This window comes from Paraburkholderia sp. GAS33 (genome assembly GCF_050436645.1).
Classification (GTDB): domain Bacteria; phylum Pseudomonadota; class Gammaproteobacteria; order Burkholderiales; family Burkholderiaceae; genus Paraburkholderia; species Paraburkholderia phenazinium_B.
This window is the reverse complement of record NZ_JBNDMP010000002.1, coordinates 140206-152833: the sequence shown is the minus strand read 5'-3', so window position 1 is coordinate 152833 and position 12628 is coordinate 140206. Positions and strand designations below refer to the sequence as shown.

The following is a 12628-nucleotide window of genomic DNA, read 5'->3' as shown; positions in this document are numbered from 1 at the left end:
GCGCGCTTCAAATACGCTGAATCCGAAAATCAGAGGGGATTGTCAGCTTCATGGTCGACCCTTACACCTGCCTCGCTGATAGAATGCGTGAGCCGCAACGTAGTGGACTGCAGATGAGATTGCTTGATGCATTAGTTGAACAGCGTATAGCCGCCGCGGCAGCACGCGGTGAGCTCGACGATTTGCCGGGAACGGGCGTCGCGCCTGGCCTTGGGGACGATGCTCAGGTTCCTCAGGAAGTGCACGCGGCGAATCGCATCCTGAAAAATGCGGGCTTCGTGCCGCCGGCCGTCGAACAGCTGCGGGCGCTGCGCGATCTGCAGGACGAACTGAATGCGGTCAGCGACCGCGCCACCCGTTGTCGTCTTCACGCGCGCATGCTGGCGCTGCACATGGCGCTCGAATCGCTGCGCGGTGGTCCGCTGGTTCTGCCGCGCGAATATTGCCGGCGGATTGCCGAACGCCTCTCCGAGCGAGCGGCGGGTGATGCGGCCGGTGCACTCTCCGGCGAGCCGGGGCCGCAGTGAGCGGGCCGCTCTCGAACACTGCAGCGCTTGCAGGTTCGGCGGCCTCATCCGATGCGCCCGAACCTGTTGCCAGCGCAACGTCTACACCTGCCGCGCCCGATGATTCAACCAGTGCCCACGGCGCATTCCTTGAGCCCGGCCAGGCGTCGACGGCTCACGAACTCCCGGTTGCTCCCGTCTCTTTCCCGCAACGCGATCTGCATTTCATGAAGTTGGCTCAAGCTGCCGCTGAAGAAGCGCGTGCGGCCGGAGAAGTGCCGGTCGGCGCGGTGCTGGTGCGTGGCGACGAGGTCATTGCGAAGGGTTTCAATCATCCGATCGGTGCGCACGATCCATCCGCTCACGCCGAGATGGTGGCGCTGCGCGCTGCCGCGCAGGCGCTCGAGAATTACCGTTTGCCTGGCTGCGAGCTCTACGTGACGCTCGAGCCTTGCCTGATGTGTGCCGGTGCGATCATGCACGCGCGGATCGCCCGCGTGGTGTTCGGCGCCCGCGATCCGAAGACGGGCGCTTGTGGCAGCGTGGTCGATGCGTTTGCCAATCCGCAGCTCAATCATCACACGACCGTGGTGGGTGGTGCGCTGGAAGACGAATGCGCCGCCGCGCTCAAGTCCTTCTTTGCCGACCGGCGTCGCGCTGTGCGGGAAGCCCGCGAGGCTCGCGCTGCTCTCGACGCCGCGAGAATCGAACCGCCGCCTGCCGAATCGCTCTAAAATCCATCATTCCCGTCATCGGCGTCGATCATGATCGCCCATCGCACTTTCGAACTGGTCGCGCCGTCAGGCTATCCACATGATCCTGACGCGATTCACCGCGCTCTGCACCGGTTGCATGCAGAGGGACATCGTGTGGAGGGCGTCAGTGCTACGGAGCGCCGGTATCAGCGTTTTGCCGGGACCGACGGCGAGCGCGCGGCCGAGTTGAACCGTTTGGCCGACCCGTCGCGCAAGCTGCCGGACATCGTGCTGGCAGTGCGCGGCGGCTACGGTGCGGTGCGTATCCTGCACGGCCTTGATTACGATGGCTTGCAGCGGCGGCTCACCGATCAGCCGGTGGCGTTGGTAGGACACAGCGATTTCACGGCCATACAGATGGCGCTGCTGGCGCGCGCCGGGCTGAAAACGTTCGGCGGTCCGATGCTGATGGGTGATTTCGGCGCGCCGGACCTGAGCGAATTCACCATGCAGCACTTCTGGGCGGCGCTGACCAGGCCGAACTTCACGATAACGAGTACCGTGCCTCAAGCGCAGACGGTCGACGTCAGCGGGATGCTGTGGGGCGGCAATCTGGCGGTGTTGGCCTCGCTGGTCGGCACGCCCTATATGCCGCCGGTGGACGGTGGCATCCTGTTCGTCGAGGACGTCAACGAACAGCCGTTCCGGCTCGAGCGCACGCTTTATCAACTGCATCTGGCCGGGATTCTCGAACGGCAACAGGCCCTTATGATTGGCGATTTCTCGGGCGGCAAGCCGTTCGAATACGACAACGGCTACGATCTGAATACGATGATCGAGCATGTGCGCTCGGTGATCGGCATTCCGGTGATCACCGGCCTGGAGTTCGGCCATATCCCTAACCTGGTGACGCTGCCGGTCGGCGCGGATGCGCACCTTGTCTCAGATCCGCACGGCTTTACGATGACGGTGTCGGAGTACCCTCATCTGAGCTGACGGATGATTCATCCAAGGGTGAAGCGGGCGCTGCCCGCTTTATTTTTGCGTCAGTAACGCAACTAACGGTCTGACTTTGCTTGTGACGGTGGTGGCGAAGCAGCGTTGATGGGACAGATTTTGTTGACAAAATTTTCGTCTAAAAATTTGCCCGATTTCCTCAGACAGAAGCGTGTAGCAAGCGTGGCGGGCATTCTGACCAGATCAAGAAATCCGCGAACCTGAGGTCGAACCACAATCGTTGAAAATTCAATATTGAAATTGTTGACAATCATTGTGTCCATCCTATGATGGGCAACATAACGGAACGGACATCATGTCGACCCCATCCTCTGCCACTGCGAATGGTTCAAAACCCGAAGCGCTCGCCGAGCGTATTCGCGCTGCGATCCTCGAGCATCGACTCGCCCCTGGAGCCAAGCTGACAGAAGCGCAGTTGTGCGAAGTATTTGGCGTCAAGCGCGGGCCGATCCGCCAGGCGCTCGCGTTGCTGGCGACCGATCACCTCGTCGATCTCGAGCCGAACCGCGGCGCTTTTGTCGCGAGTCCGTCGTTGCAGGAAGTGCACGAGGTGTTCGAGATGCGCCGCATTATCGAACTTGCCGTGGTGGAGAAGATCTGCGCCGGTCATGGCCCGCGCCGCCTGAAGAACATTGGCAGCATGATCGGCCGAGAGCGCAAAGCGTTCGAAACGCGTGACTTTTCGGCCTGGATCCGGCTCTCGGGTGAGTTTCACACGGAGCTGGCGTCGCTCACCGGCAACACGGTGCTGTGTAACTGCCTGAACGGACTGGTTGCACGCTCGACCTTGATTTCGGCTTTGTACGAGTCGCTCGGCCGCAGTCCGTGCTCGTTCGAAGACCACGAAGCGATTCTCGCCGCGCTCGACGCCGGCGATGCAAAGGAGGCAGCGGCCCTGATGTCGCGCCACTTGCAAAGCGTCGAACTGAAGATGCTCGACAGGCCGGCACGCGGCGCAGCGGATCTGCACGAAGTGTTTGGCGCAAGACCGGTAAAAACCGCGTCGTCCTGAGGCAGCCTGCCTGTGCGCGTCGATCGACGCGCATCACGGAGCAGGAATTGCGAGGGACACGCGTTGCACTGAATTTGAACTGACGAATCATCGCGAACCGGCGATGTGGACAAGTACGTCCATACGTTTTGCACGCGGCCGGCTGAACCGGGCCGCATGCACGCGAGAACGCTTCGGCGCGAGTGCGCGGTGAGTGGCGAAGCGATAAGTACTTAGTTATGCTTATTTGAACGATTAGGCATCGAGGTACAGGGACAACCGCGGGAATGTCGTACGGGCACGATCCATCCCGACAGGGAAGAGGTTGCGCGTGACAGATGCAGTGCCCGTCGACGGCAAATCGACGGCCCCCTACACCCAAGGAGAAGTCATGGCTCAGTTCAGTGCGGTACCGGGTAATCCTGCTATTCCTCCGAATTCGACCTTCGGCGACGAAGGCTCGTCGGGCGATCCCGGCGTGCCTGCAGGCTACAGCGAACGGCTGTATAACGAAGATCTGGCGCCGCTACGCCACCAAACCTGGAGCGCGTACAACATCTTCGCGTTCTGGATGTCGGATGTGCATAGCGTGGGCGGCTACGTGTTCGCCGGCAGTCTGTTCGCGCTCGGCCTCACGAGTTGGCAGGTGCTGATCGCGCTACTGGTCGGGATCACGATCGTCAACGTGTTGTGCAACCTGATCGCCAAGCCGAGCCAGCAGAACGGCGTGCCCTATCCGGTCGCCTGCCGTGCGACGTTCGGCGTGCTCGGAGCGAACATTCCTGCGGTGATTCGCGGTTTGATCGCGGTCGCCTGGTACGGCATTCAGACGTATCTTGCGTCGAGCGCGCTCGTGATCGTCGTGCTCAAATTTGTTCCGCAATGGTTGCCGTATGCGGACGTGCACCAGCATGGTTTCATGGGGTTGTCCGCGCTCGGCTGGGGCGGCTTCATGCTGCTGTGGGTGCTGCAGGCACTGGTGTTCTGGCACGGCATGGAAACGATCAAGAAGTTTATCGATTTCGCGGGTCCGGCCGTGTACGTCGTGATGTTCATCCTTGCGGGCTATATGGTGTGGCGCGCCGGCTGGCAGAACATCGGCATCAATCTGGGCGGTGTCAAATATCACGGACTTGAAGTCGTGCCGGTGATGATCACGGCAATCTCGCTGGTGGTATCGTACTTCTCGGGTCCCATGCTTAACTTTGGCGACTTCTCGCGCTACGGCAAGAGCTTTCGCAGCGTAAAAAAGGGCAATTTCTGGGGCCTGCCGGTCAACTTCCTTGCGTTCTCGCTGGTGACCGTGGTGACGACTGCCGCCACGCTGCCGGTATTCGGCCAGCTGATTACGGATCCGGTGGAAACGGTCGGCCGGATCGACTATCCGACCGCGGTGATTCTCGGCGCGTTGACCTTTACGATTGCGACGATCGGGATCAATATCGTGGCTAACTTCGTCTCGCCGGCCTTCGATTTCTCGAATGTCGCGCCGCGTCTGATCAGCTGGCGCATGGGTGGGATGCTGGCAGCGGTCGCGTCGATTTTCATCACGCCGTGGAATCTGTTCAACAACCCGGCCGTGATTCACTACACACTCGACGTGCTGGGCAGTTTCATCGGGCCTTTGTATGGTGTCCTGATCGTTGATTTCTACCTGGTGAAGCGCCAGAAAATTGTCCTGGACGATCTTTACACCGTGTCCGAAACAGGTAGCTACTGGTATCGCAATGGCGTGAACTACAAGGCCGTCGCTGCATTGTTGCCCGCAGCAGTGATCGCGGTGATCTGCGTGATGGTGCCGTCGTTGAACGGTATGGCGAATTTCTCGTGGTTTATCGGCGCTGCGCTTGGCGCCGTGTTCTACCGTGCATTGACTATCCGGTAAGCGTGCTGCAACAGGAGTTCGAAATGCGTATCAAACTGATCAATCCGAACACGACCCAGCGTATGACCGACGCGATGGGGCGCTGTGCAAGGGAGGTCGTGGCGCCTGGCACCGAGGTGATCGCGGTCAGCCCGACCATGGGGCCACCGTCGATCGAAGGCTACTACGACGAAGCGATCGCCACGCCAGGCCTGCTAGCCGAGGTCGCGGCGGGCGAGCGCGAAGGCTGCGACGGCTACGTGATTGCGTGCTTTGGCGATCCCGGTCTGTATGCGGCTCGCGAGCTGGCGCGCGGGCCCGTGATCGGCATTGCCGAAGCGGCAATGCACGTGGCGAGCGTGCTGGCACCGTCGTTTTCGGTCGTGACGACGCTCGCGCGTACCTGCGGCATGGCCTGGCATCTGGCCGATCGCTACGGCATGACGCGCTTCTGCAACAACGTGCGGGCGACCGACGTGGCCGTGCTCGAACTCGATCAGCCTGGCTCGGAAGCGCGCCGCATCATCCTCGACGAATGCCGCCGGGCGCTCGATGAGGACGGCTCGTCGGCGATCGTGCTCGGCTGTGCCGGGATGGCCGAGTTGTGCGCGGAGATTCAGGGCGAACTGGGCGTGCCGGTGGTCGAAGGTGTGACTGCGGCGGTGAAATGGGTGGAGGCGCTGGTCACGCTGCGGCTGGGCACGGCCAAGCGCGGCGATTACGCCCGGCCGCTGCTGAAACGCTATGACGGTGCCTTCGAAGCGTTTAGTCCGACAGAGGTGCATCCCATCCGGCCCCCGTCACGTTTCGGGCGCTGATGCGCCCGAGGCCAGTCAGCTCCCCGTCCGCCCACATACATTCCTTCTGACACGCACTATCTGGCCGGGTGTATGGGCGCACCCGGACGTTTTCGTTACACTGGTTCCACCAGACGCTGGGCGGATCAGGCGGGCATTTTCGGCGGTTTCCGCCGGCGTCGCGGCGAGATTCAGGTGAGTTTCAAGTTCCACCACTCCCTTTTTGTCAGCACGCATTCGTCAAACCATGCCATTCGACTCGAACTATCCACGTGACCTGATCGGCTACGGCCGCCACCCGGTGCAGGCAAACTGGCCCGGACGGGCACGCGTCGCGGTGCAATTCGTGCTCAATTATGAAGAGGGCGGCGAAAACTGCGTGTTGCACGGCGACCCCGGCTCGGAGCAGTTCCTCTCGGAGATCGTCGGTGCGGCAGCCTATCCGGCGCGTCATATGAGCATGGAGTCGATCTACGAATATGGCTCGCGCGCCGGTGTCTGGCGCATCCTGCGCGAATTCGAAAAGCGCGGCCTGCCGCTGACGGTCTTCGGAGTCGGCATGGCTATCGAGCGTCATCCGGATCTCGCCCGTGCGTTTGTCGAACTGGGGCACGAGATTGCTTGCCATGGCTACCGCTGGATTCACTACCAGGACGTGTCGCCGGAGAAAGAGGCGGAACATATGCGCCTCGGCATGGAAGCGATCGAACGCGTGACGGGTGAGCGTCCGCTTGGCTGGTACACCGGCCGCGACAGTCCCAATACGCATCGCCTCGTCGCCGAATACGGCGGCTTCCTGTACGACTCGGATTACTACGGCGATGACCTGCCGTTCTGGATGGACGTCGAAGTCAGCGGCGGCGCGAAATCGCCGCAACTGATCGTGCCGTACACGCTAGACACCAACGACATGCGCTTTGCGAGCCCGCAAGGCTTCAATACCGCCGATCACTTCTTCACTTATCTGCGCGACGCTTTCGACGTGCTGTACGAAGAGGGCGACGAAGCGCCGAAGATGCTTTCAATCGGCATGCATTGCCGTCTGCTGGGCCGCCCGGGCCGCTTCCGCGCGCTGCAACGCTTCCTCGATCATATCGAACGGCACGACCGCGTCTGGGTGACGCGGCGTGTGGATATTGCGCGGCACTGGCGCGAGCACCATCCTTACCAACAACACCACCGCGGGGATGCGGCATGAAGGCGATGCAATACTCTCTGAATCAACTCAACAGCATTTCCACCGACGCGTTCGTCGCGGCGCTGTCGGGCATTTTCGAGCACTCGCCCTGGGTGGCGGAACTCGCAGCGGAGCAACGGCCTTTCGCCAGCATCGACGCGCTGCATCGCACGATGTCAAACGCGGTCGAGACGGCAGGCGAAACGAAGCAGCTCGCGCTGATCAACGCCCACCCGGAGCTCGCGGGCAAAGCTGCCGTGCGTGGTGAACTGACGGCCGAATCGACCCGCGAACAGAGCGGAGCGGGCCTGTCGCAATGCACGCAGGAAGAATTCGACAGACTGGTGACGCTGAACGCCGCGTATCGCGAGAAGTTTGGCTTCCCATTCATTCTCGCGGTGCGCGGGTACGACCGCCACGGCATCATCGCCAACTTCGAAGCGCGCGTGAACAATAGCCGCGCCGACGAATTGCGTGCGAGCCTCGACCAGATCTACCGTATCGCACGCTTCAGGCTCGACGACCTGATCGACGCGTAACCGCGCGTCAGTATCAGCACGCAGGCGCATGCTCTCTTAAGCGCCGCTGCAACCCGCGAGCCGAAGCGTTTTTTTAGCATTATTAAAGAGGAAGACAAAGATGGCACTCCCGATTCTCGATCCCAACGCACCGGACTTCACCCGCCGCTATGTGAACCTGGCGGACCCGCGTCTCGGCGCGCAGGCGCTCGAGGCTAGCGACGATTTCTTCGCGCCGAAGGAACGGATGCTGAATCCGGAACCCGCTGTCTTTATTCCGGGCAAGTACGACGATCACGGCAAGTGGATGGACGGCTGGGAAACGCGCCGCAAGCGCATCTCCGGCTACGACTGGTGCGTCGTGAAGCTCGCGCGTCCGGGCGTAATCAAAGGTCTCGACCTCGATACGAGCCATTTCACGGGTAACTTCCCGCCGGCGGCTTCGGTGGAAGCGGCGCGCGTGGTGGATGGCCAGCCGAACCAGTCGACCCAGTGGACCGAAATCGTCCCGTCGACCACACTGCAAGGCAATAGCCACCACTATCACGAAGTCAGCGACGCCAATGCGTACACGCATCTGCGCGTCAACATCTACCCGGACGGCGGGATCGCACGTCTGCGCGTCTACGGCCAGCCGCAAGTGGACTGGGCCGGCGCGAGCCGCACTGAGCAGTTCGATCTGGCTGCGATGGAAAACGGTGCGTACCTGGTCGCAGCAAACAACCAGCACTTCGGTGCAGCGTCGACTATCCTGATGCCGGGCCGTGGCGTGAACATGGGCGACGGCTGGGAAACGCGCCGCCGCCGCGAACCGGGCAACGACTGGGCGATTGTTGCCCTCGCACAACCGGGTGTGATCAGGAAAATCGAAGTGGATACTGCGCACTTCAAGGGTAACTATCCGGACCGCTGCTCGATCCAGGCGGCGTATGTGACGGGCGGCACCGACAGTTCGTTGGTCACGCAGGCCATGTTCTGGCCGGTGTTGTTGGGCGAGCAGAAGCTGAAGATGGACAACCAGCACTATTTCGAAAGCGAAGTAGCGGCGCTCGGCCCGGTGACACACGTGCGCTTTAACATCATTCCGGACGGCGGAGTTTCGCGTCTGCGTCTGTGGGGTACGCTCGCATAATGAAAACGCTCGCTATCGAACCGCTGACGAAGGAAGCGTTCGCCCCGTTCGGCGACGTGATCGAACTCGCAGGCGCGAAGCAGATTCCGATCAACCTCGGCACGACGATCCGTTATCACGATCTCGCGAAAGTGGATGTGACGGACGAGGGCGGCCGCACATTGGTGAACCTGTTTCGCGGTCAGCCGCGCGTGCTGCCGTTCGAAGTGAAGATGCTCGAGCGCCATCCGCTCGGCAGCCAGGCGTTTGTGCCGCTGAACGACAAGCCGTACCTGGTTGTGGTTGCGCCGGCTGGCGAACTCGATGCCGCGCAGATTCGTGCGTTCGTGACGAGCGGCTGGCAGGGCGTGAACTACGCGAAAGGCGTGTGGCATCACCCGCTGATCGCACTTGGTGAGGTGAGCGATTTCGTCGTCGTAGATCGCGGCGGCGATGGGCTCAATCTCAACGAGCAGGATCTCACTGAGTCGCTATGGTTGACCGAGGATGCGTTGAGCGTGGCAACGGTTTGATGGGGTAGCAGATCACGCATACGGCGCGATTGCGTCAATCGCAGGAAACACAAAACGCCCGGGGCATGAGCCTCGGGCGTTTTTGCATCGTACGTCAGCCTCTCGAGCGTCCGCGTTTAGCAAGCAACGGCGACTGACCGATAATTTCGCGTGACCTCTCCGGAGGCTCTGCTGCCGAAAAGCCGGCTGCTTCGATCACGGGCTTGAGGCTTTTGGACAGAATGCCTTTCTTCGGAGTGCGCAGCGACTCCATGCCTTCATTCCACGCGTGCAGCATCTGTTTTGCTACCCCACGCCATTGAGGCTCGTTTTTTGCCGCCTCGGTCAGTTCATAGCCGACTGATACCGCAGAGTCGCATAGTGCTTCAACCATCGCCGTATATTTGGGTGGTGCGATGCCGACGCGGGAATTAAAAAAACGCTCGAGCGCCTTGCCTGCCGCCCATGTCTTACGGCCGTCGATTGGCAGTCCAGGAGGGTTCACCGCGAAACGCGGATAGGCTTGCGTCGTCACAATGTCGTAGACCGGCGTGAAAGCGACGTCGTCGACGGACGTATAGAAAAGAGCGATGTTCTTCGTGTGACAATCCGCGTTACGTACCACGTAGTTGCTAAGCAGATGCCAGCTTAGTTGTTCTAGCTGTTGCCGCATGCTGGTCCGATCTAGCAAATAAGCTTTCGCGACATTAAGCACTTTCTCTGTGGTCGAGTTGTATTTCTCATGCGGCGGCAGACCGAGCAATCCACACATGTCCTCGACGCCATGCACGGGAAACCCTTCCGCGTTCACGTCAAAGCGTTCGACGACGAGTGCCCGGCCATCGTCCGACATCTGCGTGTGCGCTACAGGCGCTACACCGAGACGTTCTAGCACACGCATCGAGTAGAACTCGTTGAACCCCAGGAACGGCGTATTTTCGTCCGAACCTTTGACAATATATCGGCTCGTTCGAATGGTGGGTTTGCCAAGTGGGGTGTCGAAAGTGGGGGTGTCAGTCGAGCTCTTTTGCGGAGCGATGAACTTTGGCACAGCGCCCGAGATGGCTGCGCGCGCGTAATCGCGAACCAGCGCGGCGAAATGCTCCGTCGTGTTGTCGCCATGAAGGATATCTTTGACATCCAATGCCTGCAACTCGGTGCCGGGTTCGATGCCCTCGGGCGTCACGGTGACACGTCCGATCCCCATTGCACCCACCACCGCAAGTAACGACAGATCGGTGCCGTCGAGCAAGGGTCCAAATTGTTCCCGAATCAGATTAAGCAAATAGCCTTCGGGCAGATTCTGACGAAAGAACGGGTGCAGGTCGCGTGGCCAGCGCCACGCCTCCTGTCGTACGGGCATCGTCAGACTGACGAAATCGCTGGGGGCTGTGTCCCGTTCGTACTGAAGGACGTAGTCGTCGCGCTCGCGAAAAAGCGTTGCGACTTTCCGGCCTTGGACCTGAACATCAAGCTTCATGGGTTAGATCCCGATGCCGCACGCTGCTCGGCAAGGATGTCTTCAAGTGTCCGGCCATGGCCGTGTGCAACAACCTTGAGATCGTAACCTGCTGCCTCGAGTAAGCGCACGAGTACGGATACGCTCATGTCATTTTTTGCGAGCGTTTCCATTCGTGCGACGGTGGTGCGCGCAACGCCGGCGCGCTGTGCCAGTTCTTCCTGCGATAGGCTGGCTTCGCGACGCACTTCCTTTAACATGTCCGAGACATCGGCGAGCGTGGTCATTTGTAGCCCCAAGGCATCAAAATGCCGAGAATGAGCAATTATTGTAGCCCAAAAGGCACAAATCGCAACTTCTATTTTGTATCTCTTGGGCTACAAAATAGGCCAAAACCCTTGTTTTTGTAGCCCAAGGGATATAATTTCATGCCTGACTCCAGCAGGCAGCGCCATAAGAAAAAGCGGGCTTTCCGCTCCCGCGAAAAGCCCGCTGCCTAAGCTAACTGTTACCCCACCAGGCGAAACGGCCGGCCGCCGCAGCGGCCAGCCTCAACTAACCCACTACTTCTCCGCCCCAGCCTGGAACCACGCCGCAATCTTCTGACGCTCGTCGTCAGTCATATGCGTCACGTTCCCGAGCGGCATCGCCTTCAGCGTCACGGCTTGCTGATACAGGCGCTGCGCATTCTGCGAGATCTCCTCGGGCGTATCGAACATCACCCCCGCAGGCGCGGCTCCCATCAAGGTCGGATGGGCGGAGTGGCACGCGGCACAACGTTGCTGCAGGATCGGCGCAATGTCCGCGACCTTCAGCGTCGGCGCATTAGCTGCTTCCGCCTGCGGCACCACCGGCCTCGGCATCGTCCAGAAAAGGGCGCCGAACATGAACGCAATCCCGACCAGCGGCAGATACCACAGCACCTGACCACGGTGGCGCATCACGAAGAACTGACGGATCAGCGCACCGGCCATCATGATCATCGCGAGGATGAGCCAGTTGTACTGGTTTGTGTACGTCATCGCGTAGTGGTTCGACAGCATCGCGAACACCACGGGCAAAGTGAAGTACGTGTTGTGCACCGAGCGTTGCTTGCCGCGCTTGCCGTAGATGGGGTTCGGCGTGTCACCCTTGAGCATCGCGTCGACCATCTTGCGTTGGCCCGGAATGATCACGAAGAACACGTTGGCCGACATGATGGTCGCGAGCATCGCGCCGACGATCAGGTACGCCGCACGACCAGCGAAGATATGGCACGCGAGCCATGCTGCGATCAGCACATAGATGCCGACGCAGATACCGAGCACCTTGTCCTTGTTGCCCAGCATCCGGCACAGCGAGTCGTAGACAATCCAGCCTGCGGCCAGAAAACCGAGCGCGGAGAACACGGCCACCACCGGGCCCATATCCATCACGCTCGTGTCGATCAGGTAGGTGCTCGGTGAGAACAGATACAGCACGGTGAAGAGACTCGCGCCCGACAACCAGGTGGTGTACGACGGCCACTTCGACCAATGCAGGTCGTCCGGCATTTCCGGCGGCGCGACGGTGTACTTCTGCATGTTGTAGAAGCCGCCGCCGTGCACGTGCCACAGCTCGCCGAACACGCCACGCCGGCGCTGGTTCGGATCCGTCGGTGGTTTCAGGCTGTTGTCGAGTGCGACGAAATAAAACGACTCGCCGATCCAGGCGATCGCGGCGATGACGTGAAACCAGCGCAATGCCAGGTTCAGCCAGTCAGTGATAAAGCCTTCCATGAACTCCTCCACTTCTGATTCGTTGTCTGCGCGGCGGGCGGTGGCTCGATGCCGGGTCAATGAAGATGACGGCCCGGTGATTCATCTGCCATGCGCGACTCGCACAAACTGCTGTTAGGGGACGCGGTGCGCTCAGTTCGCACAGCGCCGTATTGCGGGTTATCGGTTCAACGCCATCGGTCTCAGCGACGGGTTGCGGGCAGGGGGATCGCATTGGCTGCGCT

At 60.7% G+C, this 12628-nt stretch carries 13 protein-coding genes; 10 read left to right on the top strand and 3 right to left on the bottom strand.

The window, feature by feature from the left end; all coding sequences use genetic code 11:
- Positions 1-113: 113 nt before the first annotated feature.
- From P3T24_RS07090 to P3T24_RS07045, 10 genes are all read left to right on the top strand, one after another.
- On the top strand, positions 114-527 hold the full coding sequence (locus P3T24_RS07090; RefSeq protein ID WP_429433399.1) for a DnaJ family domain-containing protein: 414 nt from the start codon (positions 114-116) through the stop codon (positions 525-527).
- Complete coding sequence (gene tadA / locus P3T24_RS07085; RefSeq protein WP_429433397.1) at positions 524-1240, top strand: tRNA adenosine(34) deaminase TadA; 717 nt, start codon at positions 524-526, stop codon at positions 1238-1240. Before P3T24_RS07090 ends, tadA begins: the two co-directional genes overlap by 4 nt.
- 30 nt (positions 1241-1270) lie before the next feature.
- On the top strand, positions 1271-2197 hold the full coding sequence (gene ldcA / locus P3T24_RS07080) for a muramoyltetrapeptide carboxypeptidase (RefSeq protein ID WP_429287088.1): 927 nt from the start codon (positions 1271-1273) through the stop codon (positions 2195-2197).
- Between the two features lie 316 nt (positions 2198-2513).
- On the top strand, positions 2514-3230 hold the full coding sequence (locus P3T24_RS07075) for a GntR family transcriptional regulator (RefSeq protein WP_074264333.1): 717 nt from the start codon (positions 2514-2516) through the stop codon (positions 3228-3230).
- 370 nt (positions 3231-3600) lie between these two features.
- Positions 3601-5094, top strand: coding sequence for an NCS1 family nucleobase:cation symporter-1 (locus P3T24_RS07070; protein WP_074264334.1), 1494 nt, complete (start codon positions 3601-3603; stop codon positions 5092-5094).
- 23 nt (positions 5095-5117) lie between these two features.
- The gene (locus P3T24_RS07065) at positions 5118-5891 is read left to right on the top strand and encodes an aspartate/glutamate racemase family protein (protein ID WP_429433395.1); all 774 of its coding nucleotides are present in this window, start codon (positions 5118-5120) and stop codon (positions 5889-5891) included.
- A 226-nt stretch (positions 5892-6117) separates the two neighbouring features.
- Positions 6118-7068, top strand: coding sequence for an allantoinase PuuE (gene puuE / locus P3T24_RS07060; protein WP_074264336.1), 951 nt, complete (start codon positions 6118-6120; stop codon positions 7066-7068).
- Positions 7065-7586, top strand: coding sequence for a 2-oxo-4-hydroxy-4-carboxy-5-ureidoimidazoline decarboxylase (uraD, locus tag P3T24_RS07055; RefSeq protein ID WP_429433392.1), 522 nt, complete (start codon positions 7065-7067; stop codon positions 7584-7586). Before puuE ends, uraD begins: the two co-directional genes overlap by 4 nt.
- A 100-nt stretch (positions 7587-7686) precedes the next feature.
- The gene (alc, locus tag P3T24_RS07050; RefSeq protein ID WP_429404770.1) at positions 7687-8697 is read left to right on the top strand and encodes an allantoicase; all 1011 of its coding nucleotides are present in this window, start codon (positions 7687-7689) and stop codon (positions 8695-8697) included.
- Positions 8697-9209: an ureidoglycolate lyase gene (locus P3T24_RS07045; RefSeq protein ID WP_429433390.1), complete on the top strand. Its 513-nt coding sequence runs from the start codon at positions 8697-8699 to the stop codon at positions 9207-9209. The genes alc and P3T24_RS07045 overlap by 1 nt, the downstream gene beginning before the upstream one ends.
- Positions 9210-9303: 94 nt before the next feature.
- On the opposite strand, the gene P3T24_RS07040 is transcribed toward P3T24_RS07045, so the two are convergent.
- The 3 genes from P3T24_RS07040 to P3T24_RS07030 all read right to left on the bottom strand — a co-directional run bounded on the left by P3T24_RS07040 (position 9304) and on the right by P3T24_RS07030 (position 12404).
- On the bottom strand, positions 9304-10668 hold the full coding sequence (locus tag P3T24_RS07040) for a type II toxin-antitoxin system HipA family toxin (protein WP_429433388.1): 1365 nt from the start codon (positions 10666-10668) through the stop codon (positions 9304-9306).
- Entirely contained in the window at positions 10665-10934 is a 270-nt protein-coding gene (locus P3T24_RS07035; RefSeq protein WP_074264341.1) for a helix-turn-helix transcriptional regulator, read from the bottom strand. Before P3T24_RS07035 ends, P3T24_RS07040 begins: the two co-directional genes overlap by 4 nt.
- 276 nt (positions 10935-11210) lie before the next feature.
- A complete protein-coding gene (locus P3T24_RS07030) occupies positions 11211-12404 on the bottom strand; it encodes a urate hydroxylase PuuD (protein ID WP_074264342.1) in 1194 nt (397 codons plus the stop codon).
- Positions 12405-12628 lie beyond the last annotated feature (224 nt).